The following is an 18,639-nucleotide window of genomic DNA, read 5'->3' as shown; positions in this document are numbered from 1 at the left end:
GGGTTATACCTGAGAAAATGGTGAAGGTCAAGATTGGGGTGGACATAGGGGGAAAGACAGCCTATAGTTGATCTTTGCGCTCCCAGACAAATCTATGCCTTCATATTGCGGTCGGCTTTGCGTGCTCAAGCCACCTTGAGGCATACCTCGTTTCGAACTGAGGGTCTGGGGAGCGTACTCGGAATTCATTACTAACAGTGACTAGACCTGACGGGGTCTACGGAGGTTATTTCCTTGGCTGCTGCGCGCAACGCAACCACCAACTCACCCAAGAACGGCCGCGCTGCAGGGCGTCTGTCGTTCGCAAAGATCACAGACAATCTGACGGTCCCGGACCTGCTCGCCTTGCAGACGGAGTCCTTCGATTGGCTTGTCGGAAACGACAAGTGGAAGAAGCGTGTCGAAGAAGGTCTGGCGCAAGGTCGCCAGGACCTCCCGACCCGCACCGGGCTCGACGAGATCTTCGAAGAGATCTCCCCGATCGAGGACCTCGGCGAAACGATGCAGCTGTCGTTCACCAACCCCGAGCTCGAGCCTGAGAAGTACACCATTGACGAGTGCAAGGAAAAGGGCAAGACCTATTCCGCACCCCTCTATGTGAACGCTGAGTTCATGAACCACCTCACCGGTGAGATCAAGACCCAGACCGTGTTCATGGGTGACTTCCCGCTGATGACCCCCAAGGGCACCTTCGTGATCAACGGCACCGAGCGTGTCGTCGTTTCACAGCTCGTGCGCTCGCCCGGTGTGTACTTCAACCGTGAGCAGGAGAAGACCTCCGACAAGGACATCTACTCCGCCCGCGTCATCCCGAGCCGTGGAGCCTGGCTCGAATTCGAGATCGACAAGCGCGACCAGGTCGGCGTTCGCATCGACCGCAAGCGCAAGCAGTCCGTGACCGTGTTCCTCAAGGCACTCGGCCTCACGAGCGAGCAGATCCTCGAAGAGTTCAAGGGCTTCGCGTCCATCGAGCTCACCCTGGAGAAGGACAACATCCTTACCAAGGAAGAAGCCCTCAAGGACATCTACCGCAAGCTGCGTCCGGGAGAGCAGGTCGCCGCAGAGGCAGCCCGCGCGCTCCTCGACAACTTCTTCTTCAACTCCAAGCGTTACGACCTCGCCAAGGTTGGTCGTTACAAGATCAACCGCAAGCTCGGCATCGAAGCGCCGCTCAGCTCCTCCGTGCTGACCCTCGAGGACATCCTCGCCACGATCAAGTACCTGGTTGCCCTTCACGACAACCAGACCACGATCTCCGGCATCCGTGAGGGCGTCCCCACCGACATCCGCATCGACATCGACGACATCGACCACTTCGGTAACCGTCGTATCCGCGCCGTCGGCGAGCTTATCCAGAACCAGGTCCGCACCGGCCTGTCCCGCATGGAGCGCGTCGTCCGCGAGCGCATGACCACGCAGGACATCGAAGCGATCACGCCGCAGACCCTGATCAACGTGCGCCCCGTCGTCGCCGCGATCAAGGAGTTCTTCGGAACCAGCCAGCTGTCGCAGTTCATGGACCAGAACAACCCGCTCGCCGGCCTTACGCACAAGCGCCGCTTGTCCGCGCTCGGCCCGGGTGGTCTGTCCCGTGACCGCGCCGGCGTCGAGGTGCGAGACGTTCACCCCTCGCACTACGGCCGCATGTGCCCGATTGAAACCCCGGAAGGCCCGAACATCGGCCTGATCGGTTCGCTCGCCTCGTTCGCGCGGATCAACGCCTTCGGATTCATCGAGACCCCGTACCGTCGTGTCGTCGACGGCGTCATCACGACGACCATCGACTACCTGACCGCGAGCGAAGAAGACGAGTTCATCGTCGCCCAGGCCAACGCGCCGCTGACCAAGGACGCCCGGTTCGCCGAGCCCCGGGTCCTCGCACGTAAGAAGGGTGGCGAGGTCGACCTCTTCCCCGCAGAAGACATCGGCTACATGGATGTCTCCCCGCGCCAGATGGTGTCCGTCGCGACCTCCCTCATCCCGTTCCTCGAGCACGACGATGCGAACCGCGCCCTCATGGGTGCGAACATGCAGCGCCAGGCCGTTCCTCTCCTCATGAGTGACAGCCCGCTCGTCGGTACCGGCATGGAGGTCTTCGCGGCCATCGACGCCGGCGACGTCATCACCGCCGACAAGTCGGGTGTGGTGATGGAGGTTTCGGCCGACGTCGTCACCATCCAGCTTGACGAGGGTGGCACGCAGGACTACTACATGCGCAAGTTCGCGCGCTCCAACCAGGGCACGAGCTACAACAACCGCGTCATGGTCACCGCAGGTGAGCGGATCGAAGCCGGCGAGGTCATCGCCGACGGTCCCGCCACCGACAACGGAGAGCTCGCCCTCGGTAAGAACCTCCTCGTGGCATTCATGCCGTGGGAAGGCTACAACTACGAGGACGCGATCATCCTGAGCCAGAACCTGGTCAAGGACGACACCCTCTCCTCGATTCACATCGAGGAATACGAGGTCGACGCCCGCGACACCAAGCTCGGCAAGGAAGAGATCACCCGCGACCTGCCGAACGTCTCCCCGGACCTGCTTGCAGACCTGGACGAGCGTGGCATCATCCGCATCGGCGCCGAGGTCCGCCCCGGCGACATCCTGGTCGGAAAGGTCACGCCGAAGGGCGAGACCGAGCTTTCCGCCGAGGAACGCCTGCTGCGCGCCATCTTCAACGAGAAGAGCCGCGAAGTTCGCGACACCTCGCTCAAGGTGCCCCACGGTGAGCGCGGAACGATCATCGGCGTCAAGGTGTTCGACTCGCAGGATGGCGACGACGAGCTCGGCTCTGGCGTCAACCAGCGTGTTGCCGTCTTCATCGCCCAGAAGCGCAAGATCACCGAGGGTGACAAGCTCGCCGGCCGTCACGGCAACAAGGGTGTTATTTCCCGCATCCTGCCGATCGAGGACATGCCGTTCCTCGCCGACGGCACCCCGGTCGACATCATCCTCAACCCGCTCGGTATCCCCGGTCGCATGAACTTCGGCCAGGTGCTCGAAACGCACCTCGGCTGGATTGCGAAGCAGGGCTGGGACGTGGAAGGCAAGCCCAAGTGGGCCGCCAACCTGCCCGAGCAGGCGCACCACGCCGCACCGAACACCAAGGTCTCCACCCCGGTGTTCGACGGCGCGTTCGAGATCGAGATCGAGGGTCTCCTCGACTCGACGACGAAGACCCGCGACGGCGTGCGACTGATCGACTCCACCGGAAAGACGCAGCTGTTCGACGGCCGCTCCGGCGAGCCGTTCCCGAACCCGATCTCGGTCGGCTACATGTACATCCTGAAGCTGCACCACCTCGTCGACGACAAGATCCACGCTCGTTCGACCGGTCCGTACTCCATGATCACGCAGCAGCCGCTGGGTGGTAAGGCGCAGTTCGGTGGACAGCGATTCGGTGAGATGGAGGTCTGGGCGCTCGAGGCATACGGTGCCGCATACGCCCTGCAGGAACTCCTGACCATCAAGAGCGACGACATCCTCGGCCGCGTCAAGGTGTACGAGGCCATCGTCAAGGGTGAGAACATCCAGGAGCCCGGCATCCCCGAGAGCTTCAAGGTCCTCATCAAGGAAATGCAGTCGCTGTGCCTGAACGTCGAGGTGCTGTCCTCGGACGGAACCGCCGTCAGCCTGCGCGACACGGATGACGAGGTGTTCCGCGCTGCGGAAGAGCTCGGCATCAACATTTCCACCCGCTTCGAATCATCCTCGATCGACGACATCTAGGGCCGGGCAGAATGACAAATACTCCGAACACTCTTCAAGGAGAGAAATTGCTCGACGTAACCACGTTTGACGAGCTTCGAATTGGCCTGGCGACCGCAGACGACATCCGTCGCTGGTCGCACGGTGAGGTCAAGAAGCCCGAAACCATCAACTACCGCACGCTCAAGCCGGAAAAGGACGGCCTGTTCGGCGAGCAGATCTTCGGACCGTCCCGGGACTGGGAATGCTCATGCGGTAAGTACAAGCGAGTTCGCTTCAAAGGCATCGTCTGCGAGCGTTGTGGCGTAGAGGTCACCAAGTCGTCGGTGCGTCGTGAGCGGATGGGCCACATCGAGCTCGCCGCCCCCGTCACCCACATCTGGTACTTCAAGGGAGTCCCCTCCCGTCTCGGCTACCTGCTGGACATGGCACCGAAGGACCTCGAAAAGGTCATCTACTTCGCTGCGTACATGGTCATCACGGTCGACGAAGACGGCCGTCACCAGGACATGCCGGGCCTTGAGAACGAGCTTCGCCTCGAGATCAAGACCCTCGAAGGCCAGCGCGATTCCCGGATCGCCGACCGCCTCGTCCGCCTCGAAACCGACCTCGCCGCACTTGAGGCAGAGGGCGCCAAGAGCGACCAGAAGAAGCGCACCAAGGACGCCGCCGAGAAGGAAATGGGGCAGGTCCGCAAGTCCCTCGACGAGCAGATCGCGCACCTCGAGCGCGTGTGGGAAGACTTCCGCACCCTCAAGGTCGGCGACCTCAAGCCAGAGGACAGCGTCTTCCACGAACTCCAGGACCGTTTCGGCATGTACTTCGAGGCCTACATGGGCGCCGAAGCCATCAAGAAGCGCCTGCTGGCCTTCGACCTGGTCACCGAGAGCGAAAACCTGCACCTGCAGATCGCCGAGGGCAAGGGTCAGAAGAAGATCCGCGCCATCAAGCGTCTCCGCGTGGTCAACGCCTTCATCATGACCGGCAACTCGCCGGCCGCGATGGTGCTCGACGTCGTCCCGGTCATCCCGCCCGAACTGCGCCCGATGGTGCAGCTCGACGGTGGCCGTTTCGCCACGAGCGACCTCAACGACCTCTACCGTCGTGTGATCAACCGCAACAACCGCCTGCGTCGCCTCCTTGACCTCGGTGCCCCCGAGATCATCGTGAACAACGAGAAGCGGATGCTGCAGGAAGCTGTCGACGCACTGTTCGACAACGGTCGTCGCGGCCGTCCCGTCACCGGTACTGGCAACCGCGCCCTCAAGTCCCTGAGCGACATGCTCAAGGGCAAGCAGGGTCGTTTCCGCCAGAACCTCCTCGGCAAGCGCGTCGACTACTCCGGCCGTTCGGTCATCGTCGTCGGCCCGCAGCTCAAGCTGCACCAGTGTGGTCTGCCCAAGCAGATGGCACTCGAGCTGTTCAAGCCGTTCGTGATCAAGCGCCTGATCGACCTGAGCCACGCTCAGAACATCAAGGCCGCCAAGCGCATGGTCGAACGTTCACGCCCGCAGGTCTGGGACGTGCTCGAGGAGATCATCCGCGAGCGCCCCGTGCTGCTGAACCGTGCGCCCACCCTGCACCGCCTGGGCATCCAGGCCTTCGAGCCTCAGCTCGTCGAGGGTAAGGCCATCCAGCTGCACCCGCTCGTGTGTGCCGCGTTCAACGCCGACTTCGACGGTGACCAGATGGCGGTGCACCTGCCGCTGTCCATGGAGGCCCAGGCCGAAGCGCGCATCCTGATGCTCGCCTCGAACAACATCCTGAAGCCGTCCGACGGCCGCCCGGTGACCCTGCCCACCCAGGACATGATCATCGGCCTGCACCACCTCACGACGCTCAAGGAAGGCGTGATCGGCGAAGGCCGCTCGTTCTCCTCGATCGCCGAGGCGATCCTGGCCTTCGACCAGAAGAAGGGCGAAAACCAGGGCCTCGACCTCAACGCCAAGGTACGCATCCGTCTGACGGACAAGTACTTCGAAGAGGGTACCCAGCCGGAAGGCGTGGAACTCGTCAACGGCCAGGCCGTCGGTACCGTGCTGGTGAACACCACGCTCGGCCGCGCGATCTTCAACGAGGCCATGCCGGTCGACTACCCGTACTTCGAAAAGGTGGCCGACAAGGGCAGCCTCTCGGCGATCGTCAACGACCTCGCCGAGCGGTACCCGAAGGTGGAAGTTGCCGCGACGCTCGACCGCGTCAAGGACGCCGGTTTCTACTGGGCCACCCGGTCCGGTGTGACCGTCGCGCTCAGCGACATCCTCACCCCGCCGGACAAGCCCGAGATCGTGGCCCGCTACGAGAAGCTCGCCGCCAAGGTGCAGTCGCAGTTCGAGAAGGGTCTCACGACCGACCTCGAGCGCCGTCAGGAGCTCATTCAGATCTGGACGAAGGCGACGGAAGACGTCGCCGAGGCCATGCAGAAGAACTTCCCGAAGGACAACACCATCAACCGCATGGTCACGTCCGGTGCTCGTGGTAACTGGCTGCAGGTGCGTAACATCGCCGGCATGCGAGGCCTCGTGAACAACCCGAAGGGTGAGATCATCCCTCGCCCGATCATCTCGAGCTACCGCGAAGGCCTGTCCGTCGCCGAGTACTTCATTGCTACTCACGGTGCCCGTAAGGGTCTGGCCGACACCGCCCTCCGTACCGCCGACTCCGGGTACCTCACCCGTCGTCTCGTGGACGTCTCGCAGGATGTCATCATCCGTGAAGACGACTGCGGAACGACCAAGGGCCTCGAGTTGCCGATCGCGATCGTCGACCCGCTCGGAAACCTGGTTCGCCACCCCAACGTGGAGAACGCGGTTTACGCTCGCAGCCTGGCCGCAGCCGCGGTCAACGCCGCCGGCGAGGTTGTCGCAGACGCCGGAGACGACGTCGGAGACGTGCTGATCGAGAAGCTGGTCGAGGCCGGCATCGAGACCATCAAGGTGCGGTCCGTGCTGACGTGTGAGTCTGCCGTCGGTGTGTGTGCGGTCTGCTACGGCCGTTCGCTCGCGACCGGCCTGCTCGTGGACATCGGAGAGGCCGTCGGCATCATCGCCGCACAGTCGATCGGTGAGCCCGGCACGCAGCTGACCATGCGTACCTTCCACACCGGTGGTTCGGCATCCGCCGACGACATCACCCAGGGTCTGCCGCGCGTCCAGGAGCTCTTCGAAGCACGTACCCCCAAAGGTGCGTCGCCCATCGTCGACACTGCCGGACGCATCACGATCGAGGACACCGACCGCAGCCGGAAGGTCATCCTGACCCCCGACAACGGCGACGAGCCGATCGCGTACCCGGTGCTCAAGCGCTCCACTCTCCTCGTCGAGGATGGCCAGCACGTCGAGCTCGGCACGCAGATCATCATCGGCGCCGTCGACCCGAAGGAAGTTCTTCGCGTCAAGGGTGTCCGGGCCGTGCAGAAGCACATCGTCGGTGGCGTCCAGGACGTCTACCGTTCGCAGGGTGTGCCGATCCACGACAAGCACATCGAGGTCATCGTCCGCCAGATGCTCCGCAAGGTCACCGTCGTCGAACACGGCGACACCGGCCTGCTCCCCGGCGAGCTCGTCGACCGGTTGAAGTACAACGAACTCAACCGTGCGGCACTCACCGAGGGCAAGAAGACGGCATCCGCTCGTCAGGAAGTCATGGGTATCACCAAGGCGTCCCTGGCGACCGAGTCCTGGCTGTCGGCCGCTTCCTTCCAGGAAACCACCCGGGTTCTCACCCAGGCGGCCATGGAAGGCAAGAGCGACCCGCTGATGGGCCTCAAGGAGAACGTCATCATCGGAAAGCTGATCCCGGCGGGCACCGGACTGCCCCGTTACCGCGACGTCACCGTCGAGGCAACGGAGGAGGCCAAGGCCGAGCGTTACCCGAACCGCATCTTCACCGATGATGCCGCGTTCAACGAGGGTGACCTGAGCTTCGTCGACTTCGACAGCTTCTCGTCCGACGGCTTCACGCCCGGTACCTACAAGTAGCGTGTAGTTCTCTCACAACGGATGCCCCGCTCACTTCGGTGAGCGGGGCATCCGTCGTTAACGCCCCATCGCTGGAGCGCCGGCGACACTCGGCGCGCAGGGCAATTCTCGACGGAAGCGGTGGTGTGACGCGCTGGGCCGCGCCGGGTACCCTAGATGGGGGCGGAGGCATTTCCTTGTCTCGCGAGCACGAGGGCGGCATGCAACTATTACTGGCACGCATCAGCGCGGCCGTCACCGGGGCGATGGGACTCATCGTGCTCGCAGGCTGGTATCTCGGTGCGAGCAACCTGCCGGACCCATTCGCCGGCCCCTGGTCGATGAAGCCGACGCCGGCCTTGGCTCTCATCATGCTGTCGCTGGCCCTCTTCCTGCTCGAGCGGCGTCGGCTGGCACTGGTCCTGGGGCTCGCCGTCGCCCTGCTCGGCTCCCTCACCCTCGCCGAATACGTTCTGGGCGTGACGCTCGGCGTTGACCGGCTGCTGCCCGGCATCGCCTACGGCGGTCAGGATCCGCGCATGGCGCCGGCGACGGCCGTTTCACTGATCCTTCTGGGCATCGCCGTCTGCGCGAGCCTGCTGCCGCGGGCGTCCTGGATGATCGGCCTCGCCTTCGGCTCGCTGACCGTGAGCCTGCTCGCATTGCTCGGCTACGCATACGGGGCGTCCTCGCTCTACTCCGTGGGCGGGTACACGAGCATGGCTCTCATCACCGCTCTCGCGGTGGCGTTCGAGTCGGTCTCGATCCTTCTCACCCGGCCCGACAACGGCCTCGTCGGATTGCTGCGCGACCCGGGTAGCTCAGGGCGGCTGCTCCGGCCCGTCGTTCCGCTCCTCCTGCTCGGCCCCTTCGTGCTGGGCTGGCTGCGACTCTGGGGCCAGCGACAGGGCTGGTTCGACACTGTGCTCGGTGTCGCCTTCCTGATCGCCACGATGACGGTGGTCGGCATCGGCCTGAGCTGGGTGGCCGCCCGCAGGCTCCGCGACCTGGACCGACAGCGCGACTCCGCCATGGTCGCGATGGACGCGGCCAACCACGCCCTGGAGACGGCGGTGGACACCCGCACCCGTGAACTCGTGCAGGTCGCCGACACACTGCACACGCTCGTCGCGATCGCCCCGGTGGGCATCGTGCAGATGGACGCGGCGGGCAGGCTTCTCACCGCCAACGACCAGTGGCATGCCCTGAGCGGCCTCACCAGGGAACAGTCCATGCGGGACGGGATGGCCACTGCCATCCACCCCGACGACTCCGAACGAGTGCGCCGCGAGTGGGCCGCCGCGATCGGCGCCGGGGATGCGTACGAGACGATGATGCGCTTCCGCACCCCGGGCGGTCAGGTCAACTGGGTACAGGTGAGCACCGCGCCGATCCGGGACGCCGGTCAGGTCACCGGGCACATGGCCACGGTCACCGACGTGACCGCGCTCCACACTGCGGAACAGGCGGTCTCGGCCGCGCGGGCACAGTTCGAGGCGGCGTTCGCGTCGTCACCGCTCGGCACGGCGATCGTGGATCTCGACGGCAGGGTGGTGGCGGCCAACCCGCGGCTGTTCGAGCTCGCCGGGCCGGCATCCGTTGTCATCGACCAGCACATCGAGGCCATCTTCATGCCGCTCGATGCCGGAGCACCCGGCGCCCGCAGGTCGGAGGTATTCGACGGGCCTTCCACCCGGCAGCGCATGGACCGGCGGATGCTCCGGGTCGACAACGAGGAAACCTGGGTCAAGGTGAGTATCGCCGAGATTCCCGCGGGGGAGCAGGCTGGCGCACTTCTGTACCAGGTTGAGGACATCACCGCCCGCCGCCTCGCCGAGGCCCGGGTGGAGCACCTTGCGTTCCACGACCCGCTGACCAACCTGCCCAACCGCCTGTTGCTTCTCGACCGGCTCAACCAGGCCCTGTTGCAGTCATCCCGGCACGGGCAGGGCGTGGCCGTGCTGTTCATCGACCTCGACCGGTTCAAGTTCGTCAACGACAGTCTTGGCCACCACATCGGGGACGCCGTGCTCACCGAGGTCGGGGTGCGGCTCCGGCAGCAGGCGCGGTCGACAGATACGGTGTCCCGCATCGGCGGAGACGAATTCGTGATCATCTGTCCGGGCGTGGCCAGCAGCCAGGACGTGAACACCCTCGCCGACAACCTGCAGCGGGCAATCGCCGAACCGATCCGGATCGGGGACCTGGTCGCATCCGTTGACGCGAGTATCGGCATCGCCTTCGGCCTCGGTCACGACGACGCGGAGGGGCTACTCCGCAACGCGGACCAGGCCATGTACTCGGCCAAGGGTCGGGGCCGGGCCCGCTACGAGGTCTTCGATGATGACCTGCGAGGCCGCATCGACCGGCGGCTGGACACCGAGCTCGCCCTCCGCGACGCCGTCGAGCTCGGCGAGATCGAGACCTGGTACCAGCCGATCGTCGATCTCCAGGAGGACACGGTCGTCGCCACCGAGGCTCTCGCCCGATGGCGCCGCCCCGGGCGCGGCATCGTCTACCCTGGCGAGTTCATCGCGATCGCAGAGGAAGTCGGGTTGATCAAGGGCATCGGCCTGACCGTTCTCGGCCAGGCCTGCCGGGCGGCCGTGACCCTCGACGGCGGCCTCGCGGTGAGCGTCAACGTCTCTCCACGACAGTTCGCGCAGGACGACTTCGGCGTCGTTGTCAGACGCGCGCTGGCGGAGAGCGGGTTGCCTCCCGAGCGCCTCTGGATCGAACTGACGGAGAGCGCCGTGCTCGAGGCGATCGACTCCGCGGCCCGGACCTTCCAGGAGCTGAGGGAACTGGGCGTCAAACTGGCGATCGACGACTTCGGCACCGGCTACTCCTCCTTCACGCACCTCCGCGCCTTCACCGTCGACCTGCTCAAGATCGACCTCACCTTCGTGCGCGACGTCGAACGCTCCGAACACGACCGGGCGATCGTCGAGGGAATCCTGCGCCTTGCCGATTCGCTCAGACTCGACGTTGTCGCCGAGGGCATCGAGTCGGCCGGCCAACGCGACCTGCTCCGGTCCATGGGCTGCCGCTATGGGCAGGGATACCTCTTCTCCAGGCCGGGCCCGTCACCGCTGCCCGTCGTGAGCTTCGACAGCTGACCGACGCGCGCCAGCCGAGGATCGTCCGCACTGGTCCGGCAATCTGTAGCGGTCAGCCGCGCGATCGTCCTGAGTTAGCCACCGGAAGGCCGCGCTCAGGCGGCACACAAGGCCTCACCAGCGTCGACGTGCCGATCACGGCATCGGGCAACGCGGTGAGCGTCATCGGTGATTCGGCGTCAACGGGCACACCGTCCGCGAGCACGGCGGATGCCTCCGCTCCCGCGGCCGGCCCGACCGCCCTCATCGACACAATCGTGACGTTCGGAGCTTCGGCGAAGTCGACCATGCCGGCGCACTCCGGCAAGGTCTCGGCCCCGGCCGCACTGTCGGTCACGGAGCTCGCATCGACCGGCATCGGCACACTCGAGTTCGGCGGTTTCGCCGGCCTGATTTTGCTCATCGCCGGAGCCGCCTTGATGTTCATGCGACGGATGAACACCGGTCGCATGAACGTCTAGTTTCGACCCCTCAGGCACGGATGCCGTCGGCCCGACCGGACCGGCGGCATCCGTCGTTTAGGCGGTCCCGTGCTTGCCCTGAGGTGTCGCAGAACGACGTGGGAGGGGCGTGGGAACGTCGATCTGCGACACTTCAGCGAGGTCGGGCCCACACTCATCGGTGAGTTGGAGAAACTAGATTTCACCTGCGATTCTCCACTACCCACTATTATCGTGGGCACACGTGTTGCGCGGGGGTGGTCCGCGACATGCAGGGGGGCCGTCGTCATCGCCGGGTTCTGGCAGCCGCTTTCCGCCGCGCTCATGCCGACCGACGACCCGAGAAGGGCACCACCGTGAGCGACTCCCGCACCCTCCTGTTCGCCGAGGCCGCGAACCCCGCGACCTCGCCCGCCCGCCTCGCCAAGCTCGCCGCGAATCATTTCGACCTGCATCGGGCGATCGCTGCGAACCCCGCGTGTTATCCAGGTCTTCTCGAATGGATGCGCGGCTGCGGCACGCTCGAACCGCTCGCACCCGCATGGGTGCAGTCTCCAATCGTGGTGCAGGCACCGACCGCGGCGGAGGCTCAGGCCGTGGTGGAGGCTCAGGTTCCAAGCGCGGCTCAGGCTCCGGGGCAGACGCAGGCGCAGGCGCAGGCCGCGGCGCAGGCACCGACCCGAAAGGCGGCGCACGCTGCGCCATCCGTGCCGGCCTATGCAGTCTCCCGGCCCATGTCCCGGCCCATGTCCCTGCCCATGTCCCTGCCCATGTCCCTGCCCGTGTCTGGCCCGGCAGGGGCCGGGCCGGACGCACCCGGCGGCTGGTCGCAGCCCGTCGGTCGGGCCAGCGCCGCGGCATCCGCCGGCCGTCGTCGCCGTCGCCCCGGCCTGCTCTGGGGATCGATCGGCCTTGCCGTGCTGTTGCTCGCCGGTGGCGGTGTCTGGGCATACGCATCCGTCCTGTCCAAGGTCGGCGGGTCGGCGACTCCGCAGGCCGCAGTCGAGAAGCTCCTGACCGGAGCGGTGTCGCTGGACCTGCTCAACGTGTACGGCTCCCTGTCTCCCGCGGAGATCACCTCGCTCCGGGGCCCGGTCGAGACCCTCGGCCGGATCAAGCTGGATTCCGCGACCAGCCCGACCGACTACACCGCCGTGTTCGAGAAGCTGCGACCGAACCTGAACGTCACCCTCACCGGCTTGGACTTCTCGGTCACCGACATCGGCGATGGAATTGCTGTGGTCGCCGTGACCGGCGGCCAGCTGCACGTCGACGGTGACCCGAACGCTCTCGCCGGTCTGTGGATGGACGCCGTGAAATCCCAGCTCACCGCGCAGCTGAAGGCGACAGGCTCCACCGACGAGCAGGTCGCGGCCTCGCTCGAGAAAACCCGTGCGGCCGCCGTGGCCGGCATTGACGCCGCGCTGCCCTACGACCGCAGTGTGAGCGACCTGAAGCAGGATCTCGGCAGGGACGTCACCGCGGTCGCCGTGCAGGAGGGCGGCTCGTGGTACGTCAGCCCCCTGCTGACCGGGTTCGAGCAGGGCTTCCAGGACCGCCTGCGCGAGGACCCGACGCTCACCCGCGGGGCCATCGTCGCGCCGGCCACCTACGCCACGCCGGAGGACGCAGTCCGCGGGCTGGCCGACGGGGTCTCCGCCTACCTGACCCGGGGAGATTCGGGCGCACTCGCCGCCGCGCTTCCCCTCGCCGAGCGGCGCCTTGTGAGCCTCTACGGCGTGCCCACCTCGCCGTCCGACGGACGGAGCCTCAACGTCACCAACGTCGGCGTCTCCAGCACGGTGTCCGGCGACACCGCCCGGATCACGCTGGATGACCTGTCCTTCGCGGGGGAGTCGGACTCGGTGCCGTATGCGTTCTCGATCTCGGGCGTGTGCGCCACGGTCGGGAGTGCCTCTGGCGCAAAGATGTGCCTCGATCAGATCCCCGGCTTCGCGAAGCTCGGAGCCCAGGACCTGCGGCTCATCGCCGTGCACGAAGGCGACGGCTGGTTCGTCAGCCTGTTGCGCACCGTGGCCGATGCGAGCTCGATCGTGATCAACCGGGTGGCGCAGCTGAGCCAGAGCGGCGAGCTCGCCGACCTCTTCACCACGACAGCGAATGCCCCGATCACCTCCGACGAAACGGCTCCCGTCGAGGAGGGTGCCTACTGAGGCACCCCCCGACATCCGTGCGCGGCCGCGCCGGTTTTGGCAGGCCGCGCCGGTCTGGTGTCGCGGCCGCGCCGGTTTGCGCAGGCCGCGCCCGCCGTTTCGGGTGCGGCTTGCGGAAAGGGTAGCGGCGGCGAGCGCGGATGGCCCGGCGAGCGCGGCTGACCCGCGGATGCCGCGAGTCAGCCGGCGAGCTGGCCTGCGGCAATGCGCCCGCAGACCGCGGTGATGTCGGCGGATGCGACCGGTCGCGAGAAGAGGAACCCCTGCCCGTACTCGCACCCGTGCGCACGCAGCCACTGCGCCTGCACCGCGGTCTCGATGCCCTCGGCGATGACGCTGCTGCCGAGGCCGCGCGCGAGCCCGAGGATCGACTGCACGAGCGGCGCATCCGCCTCGCGCAACCCGATCGCCGAGATGAACCGGCGGTCGATCTTGAGCACGTTCGCGCGCACCTCGCTGAGCCGGGCCAGGTTCGAGAACCCGGTGCCGAAGTCGTCGATGGCGATCGGCACGCCGGCCGCCGGCCGCCTGCAGCTCGGCCATGTTGTCGTTCACTGCGGCGAACTCGGTGACGTAGTCGCTCTCGGTCAGCTCGATCTTGAGCGCACCGCGCGCGAGCCCCGAGCTGGACTGGATCGCGAGCACCCGGGCGGCATACTGGGGGTCGCCGAGCTCGATGCCCGAGGCGTTGATGCTGACGAAGAACGGCGGATGCCCCGGCGGGGCCTGGATCGTTCAGCCGGCGGCCGTCGTCATGGCCGTTTCGAGAACCCAGTCCCCGAGGCGGGGCATCGCGCCGCTCGTCTCGCAGAGCGGGATGAACTCCTCGGGGGAGATCGCGCCACGCGTCGGGTGCGTCCACCGCAGCAGCGCCTCGACGCCCGCCGCGCGCATCGTGGCGAGGTCGATGATCGGCTGGTACACGACGGTGAACTCGCCGTTCGCGATCGCAAGACCGACGGCCGCGGGGGAGGCGTACTGGCCGCCGTGCACCCGGGTGGTTCCCCGGCCGGAACGCTTGGCCGTCGAGAGCGCCTCGCTCGCGCGGGTCGTCAGCTGCGACTGCGATTCGCCGACGTCGCGCACGGCGATCCCCGCGGAGAACGCGTGGACATCCGCCCGGAGCGCCTCGAGCGAGAGCAGCACGGCCGTCGCATCGCGGTCGGGCATGAGGAAGGCGAATTCGTCGCCGCCGATGCGGGACAGGCCAACGCACGCCGGGAATGCCCGGGCGATGCGGTCCGCGAAGCTCACCAGGATCTGGTCGCCGTAGGACCGCTGCCGAATCTCGTTGGTGAGCGAGAAGTGGTCGAGGTCGATCAGCACGACCGTCGTCCCGGTGCAGGGCGTCTGCTCGCGCAGGTGTTTCGCGAGCAGCCGGTCGAACGAGAGCCGGTTGCCGAGCCGGGTGAGGTCATCCGTTTCGGAGCGGAGCGCGCTCATCACGAGCCAGTGCAGCCCGAGCATCGCGGCAACGGCCGACGCCAGCACGACGATCGAGTCGCTCGTGAGCATGCCGTCGTGCCGGGAGAGCGCAACGCTGATCGACACCGCGAAACCGAGGGAGTAGTACACGGAATGCGTCACGGGAAGCAGCACGTAGGTGACGATGAGAGCGAAGATGATCGACGTACTGAACGACAGGGCGGCGGCCGGGGCGTCCGCGAACGCGACGCAGAACGTGATGGTGCCCGCGGCGACGCAGAGTGCGATGCTTCGCACCAGCAGGGTGAAGTACCGGCGCAGGAGCACGCAGACGACCCCGAGCACGAGCGCGACGATCGCCACGCCCTGGAAGAAGGGCCCGTGCGGCGCCGCGAGCTGGTCCGGCTGGATCGCATAGAGCCCGACGACGATGCCCGCGACGAAGACCAATGCGCCGAACGCGGTCCCGGCGGCGCGGGAGCTCTCGAACATCCCCGGGTAGAACGCAGTCGTCAGCTCGGCCCGCAGGAATCGCCTCAGGGTGCCAGAGCTCGCGCGCCCGCGGTTGCCGACGCTCTTACCGTCCGGCATGGGAGGACCGCCCCGGGCAGTGCCTCGCGCAGCGGTTCGGGCGCCGCCGTGGTGCTGTCGTGCTGTGAAGGCCGTGCGGCATCAGGACTCGCCGCCCGGTCGAACGGGCGCCCATTCTGTGAGCTTACCAAGAGCCGGCTGTGCGGCACGCCGAGCGTCGTCGAATTGTGTACACATGTCCGGGTGCAGCTATCCTCTGGCCTCGAACGTGACGGATGCCTCGAGCCCGCCCTCCGCACGCCGCTCGAGCCGTACGGCAGCACGGCTCGCCCGCGCCAGCTGGGCCACGATCGCGAGGCCGAGCCCGTTGCCGAGGTTGTCGGAGTCTGCGCGCCAGAACCGGTCGAACGCCCGGGCGCAGTCCTCGTCCGAGAGGCCGGGCCCCCGGTCGAGCACGGACACCCGCCACCCCGGGGGCGACGCCGCGACCCGCACGACGATCTCGTTTCCCGCGCCGGCTTCGTCGGCGCCCGCGTCGAGGCTCGCGCCCGCGTCGAGGCTCGCGCCCGTGCTCGCCGAGAGCGCATTGTCCACAAAGTTGTCGATGATCTGCTCCGGGGCGGTCGCGATCGCGCTCACCGTCGCGTGTTCGGGCCCCTCGTAGCGGATGCCGACGCCGAGCTCCTGGGCGAGCGGTTGCCAGTGCTCCACGCGTTCCCGGGCCACGCGAGCGACGTCGCACTCGACGACGGGTGCGGTCTGGGACTCCGTGCGGCTGAGCACGAGCAGTCCCTCGATGATGGAACCGAGCCGGTCCGCCTCCGCCTCGGCGGCCGCGAGGCGTTCGACAGCGGCGGCACCGGCCCCGGCACCCGCGCCCGGCCCAGCTTCGGGCCCCGCGCCCGGGCCTGCTTCGGGACCAGCAGCGCGCCCCGCGCCCGGCCGAGCCCCGTCCGGCGCGTCCTCGAGCAGCTCCCGGGCTCGTTCGAGCCGCAGTCGCAGTGCCGTGAGGGGCGTGCGCAGCTGGTGCGAGGCATCCGCAGCGAAGGTGCGCTGCTGCTCGATCAGCGTCTCCAGGCGAGTCGCCATCCGGTTGAACGACACCGACAGCGAGCGGATCTCCGGCGCCCCGGCCCGCTCGTCGGCGCGGGCGTCGAGGTCGCCGTCGGCGAGGCGTTCGGTGGTGTGCTGGAGGAGCTTCAGCCGGCGGGTGACCGTCGCCGAAAAGATGAACCCGACGATGCCGGCCAGCACCACCGTGGTGAGCGCGACGAGGCCGAGTACGCTGATCTGCCGGGTCACGGCATCCGTCACGACCTGTTCGGGGAAGGTCAGGCGCACGGCGCCGATGACATCCTGCCCGTTGACGATCGGCACCGTGACGTAGAGCAGGTCGATCTTGAGGGTGTCGGAGAAGCGGTGCCCCGAGGTGATCTGTCCGCCGAGGGCGCCCATGATCTCGGGCCGGGACGCGTACGAGTCGCCGACGATCGACTGGTCATCGTCGCTCGTGACGACGGCGATCCCGTCTGCGTTCACGATCACGACGCGCGCCCCGCCGGAATCCCGGTAACCGCGCGCCGCCGCAGTGAGCGCACCGGCCTCGGCCGCGGAGGCCGCGCTCGTCGCGGGCGTCGCGGGCGTCTCGAGGGTCTCCTCGCTGCGTCCGGCGAGCACGAAGGCGTCCCGTTCGAGGGAGGTCACGAGCCGGTCCGTCTCGACCTGTCGCAGGTAGTTGCTCAGTGGGATGTCCTGCACGAGCAGCACGAGCAGCGCGATTCCCATCAGCGCGGCCATGAACTGCCACCTCATTCGGGGATGCCGAACCGGAAGCCCACCCCCCGCACCGATTCGATCCAACCGGGATTGCCGAGCTTCTTGCGGATGGCCGCGACGTGGGCGTCGAGGGTCTTCGTGGTGCCGTGCCAGGTCGTCTCCCAGACGTCGTGCAGGATGTCCGCGCGCCGGTGCACGGCGCCCGCGTCGCGCGACAGGTAGACGAGCAGGTCGAATTCGGTCGGGGTGAAATAGACCTCGGTGCCGGCGAGCGACACCCGCTGGGTGCGCGTGTCGATGACCAGGGACCCGAGCACCCGATCGGTCGGGCCCCCTGACCCGTTCGCGCCCCCGGCGGCGTCGCCCGTGCCTGGGCCTGCTTCCGCGCCCGAACCCGCCGCAACGCCCGCGGCCGTGCGCCGCGAGACCGCACGGATGCGCGCGACCAGCTCGCGCATCCCGAACGGCTTCACGACGTAGTCGTCCGCGCCCATCTCGAGAGCGACCACCCGGTCGATCTCATCGTCGCGCGCGCTCACCACGATGATCGGGGTCTGCGACGACGAGCGGATGCCGCGGCACACCTCGCTGCCGTCCATGTCGGGCAGTCCGAGGTCGAGGAGCACGAGGTCGGGTTCGAAACTCGTCATCGCCGCGAGCGCCGCCCGGCCGGTCTCGACGTGCAGGGACTCGAACGCCGCCATTGCCAGGCCGTCGATGATCCCGGACGCCACGGGACCGTCGTCTTCGACCACCAGAACTCGCATGACACCATTGTGCCGTCGCGGGTGCGTGCTCGTCCCCATATCCCGGGCGACGTCGCGCAATCTTTGACAAGTCTTGGACGTTCGGGGGCCCCATCTTTTCTCGTGCCTCCCTAGCGTGGGAGACATGAAATCGCAGGCAATCACGATCTTGTCCATCGTCGGAGTACTCGGAACGGGCGTCGCCGCAATGGCCGTCAACTCCGATGTGCTCTCCTCGTCCGTCCAGGCACCGATCGGGCAGTCCTCTGAGGCCGTGCTCGTGACGCCGTCGGCCGACCCGTCCGCGACCGCGCTGCCCGACCCAGCCGCGACCGGGGTCGCCGTTCCGACCGATCTCCCTGAGGCCGGCGGGTCCGACGACGGTGCGGCCGGGCCGGGCAGCATCCAGCCGTCTCCCGTTTCGACCGGTTCCGGAACCCGTTCCGAGTCCGGTGCCGAATCCGGTGCGGAGAAATCGTCCGGAAGCGACGACGCACCGCGCCCGGCACCCGTCCCGGTCGTCCCCGCACCGGCCCCTGCTCCGGCACCGGCACCGGTCACGCCCGCCGTGACGCCGGCGCCGACGACAGCCCCGCACGTCGAGGACGATGACTCGAAGGTCCCCAGTACCGGAGAGAACAATGAAAAGGACGACTAAGCGCCGCCAGCCCGCCCGCGGCGCGAAGGCGGTCACGGGTGCCGTCTCCGCCCTCGCCCTCGTCGGCATGGTGACCGGCTTCCAGATCTCCGCCCACGCCGAGGAG

General features: G+C 67.2%; 10 protein-coding genes. 6 read left to right on the top strand and 4 right to left on the bottom strand.

All coding sequences use genetic code 11. From position 1 onward, the window contains the following. Positions 1 to 234: 234 nt before the first annotated feature. The 5 genes from rpoB to QN350_RS16015 all read left to right on the top strand — a co-directional run bounded on the left by rpoB (position 235) and on the right by QN350_RS16015 (position 13,397). Positions 235 to 3,726: a DNA-directed RNA polymerase subunit beta gene (rpoB, locus tag QN350_RS16035; protein WP_322138822.1), complete on the top strand. Its 3,492-nt coding sequence runs from the start codon at positions 235 to 237 to the stop codon at positions 3,724 to 3,726. A 47-nt stretch (positions 3,727 to 3,773) separates the two neighbouring features. Further along, positions 3,774 to 7,685 (top strand): DNA-directed RNA polymerase subunit beta', encoded by a 3,912-nt coding sequence (locus QN350_RS16030; protein ID WP_323516917.1) that lies wholly within the window; start codon positions 3,774 to 3,776, stop codon positions 7,683 to 7,685. Between the two features lie 200 nt (positions 7,686 to 7,885). After that, on the top strand, positions 7,886 to 10,783 hold the full coding sequence (locus tag QN350_RS16025; RefSeq protein ID WP_323516916.1) for a putative bifunctional diguanylate cyclase/phosphodiesterase: 2,898 nt from the start codon (positions 7,886 to 7,888) through the stop codon (positions 10,781 to 10,783). 128 nt (positions 10,784 to 10,911) lie between these two features. Continuing rightward, entirely contained in the window at positions 10,912 to 11,244 is a 333-nt protein-coding gene (locus QN350_RS16020) for a hypothetical protein (RefSeq protein WP_322138825.1), read from the top strand. Positions 11,245 to 11,579: 335 nt separating this feature from the next. Beyond that, positions 11,580 to 13,397, top strand: coding sequence for a hypothetical protein (locus QN350_RS16015; RefSeq protein WP_323516915.1), 1,818 nt, complete (start codon positions 11,580 to 11,582; stop codon positions 13,395 to 13,397). A gap of 179 nt (positions 13,398 to 13,576) precedes the next feature. Here QN350_RS16015 and QN350_RS16010 read toward each other — a convergent pair whose 3' ends face one another. The 4 genes from QN350_RS16010 to QN350_RS15995 all read right to left on the bottom strand — a co-directional run bounded on the left by QN350_RS16010 (position 13,577) and on the right by QN350_RS15995 (position 17,896). Then, a complete protein-coding gene (locus QN350_RS16010) occupies positions 13,577 to 13,909 on the bottom strand; it encodes an EAL domain-containing protein (RefSeq protein ID WP_322138827.1) in 333 nt (110 codons plus the stop codon). Between the two features lie 223 nt (positions 13,910 to 14,132). Then, complete coding sequence (locus QN350_RS16005) at positions 14,133 to 15,413, bottom strand: bifunctional diguanylate cyclase/phosphodiesterase (protein WP_322138828.1); 1,281 nt, start codon at positions 15,411 to 15,413, stop codon at positions 14,133 to 14,135. Positions 15,414 to 15,602: 189 nt separating this feature from the next. Then, positions 15,603 to 17,165 carry a sensor histidine kinase gene (locus tag QN350_RS16000; protein WP_322138829.1) on the bottom strand — a complete coding sequence of 521 codons (1,563 nt, stop codon included), beginning with the start codon at positions 17,163 to 17,165 and terminating at the stop codon, positions 15,603 to 15,605. Further along, positions 17,162 to 17,896 (bottom strand): response regulator transcription factor, encoded by a 735-nt coding sequence (locus QN350_RS15995; protein ID WP_322138830.1) that lies wholly within the window; start codon positions 17,894 to 17,896, stop codon positions 17,162 to 17,164. The genes QN350_RS16000 and QN350_RS15995 overlap by 4 nt, the downstream gene beginning before the upstream one ends. Positions 17,897 to 18,020: 124 nt before the next feature. On the opposite strand from QN350_RS15995, the gene QN350_RS15990 reads away from it, so the two are divergent. After that, on the top strand, positions 18,021 to 18,533 hold the full coding sequence (locus QN350_RS15990) for a hypothetical protein (protein WP_322138831.1): 513 nt from the start codon (positions 18,021 to 18,023) through the stop codon (positions 18,531 to 18,533). Positions 18,534 to 18,639: the final 106 nt, after the last annotated feature.

It is taken from the genome of Cryobacterium sp. 10I5, from assembly GCF_035019865.1.
Taxonomy (GTDB): domain Bacteria; phylum Actinomycetota; class Actinomycetes; order Actinomycetales; family Microbacteriaceae; genus Cryobacterium; species Cryobacterium breve_A.
The sequence above is the reverse complement of the archived record's forward strand: the minus strand, read 5'-3'. Positions and strand labels throughout refer to the sequence as shown.

Bases quoted from the DNA above. Each gene is read 5' to 3' on its own strand.
- QN350_RS15995 (WP_322138830.1), bottom strand. From the start codon at position 17,896: ATGCGAGTTCTGGTGGTCGAAGACGACGGTCCCGTGGCGTCCGGGATC.
- QN350_RS15990 (WP_322138831.1), top strand. From the start codon at position 18,021: ATGAAATCGCAGGCAATCACGATCTTGTCCATCGTCGGAGTACTCGGA.
- QN350_RS16025 (WP_323516916.1), top strand. From the start codon at position 7,886: ATGCAACTATTACTGGCACGCATCAGCGCGGCCGTCACCGGGGCGATG.
- QN350_RS16000 (WP_322138829.1), bottom strand. From the start codon at position 17,165: ATGAGGTGGCAGTTCATGGCCGCGCTGATGGGAATCGCGCTGCTCGTG.
- QN350_RS16005 (WP_322138828.1), bottom strand. From the start codon at position 15,413: ATGCCGGACGGTAAGAGCGTCGGCAACCGCGGGCGCGCGAGCTCTGGC.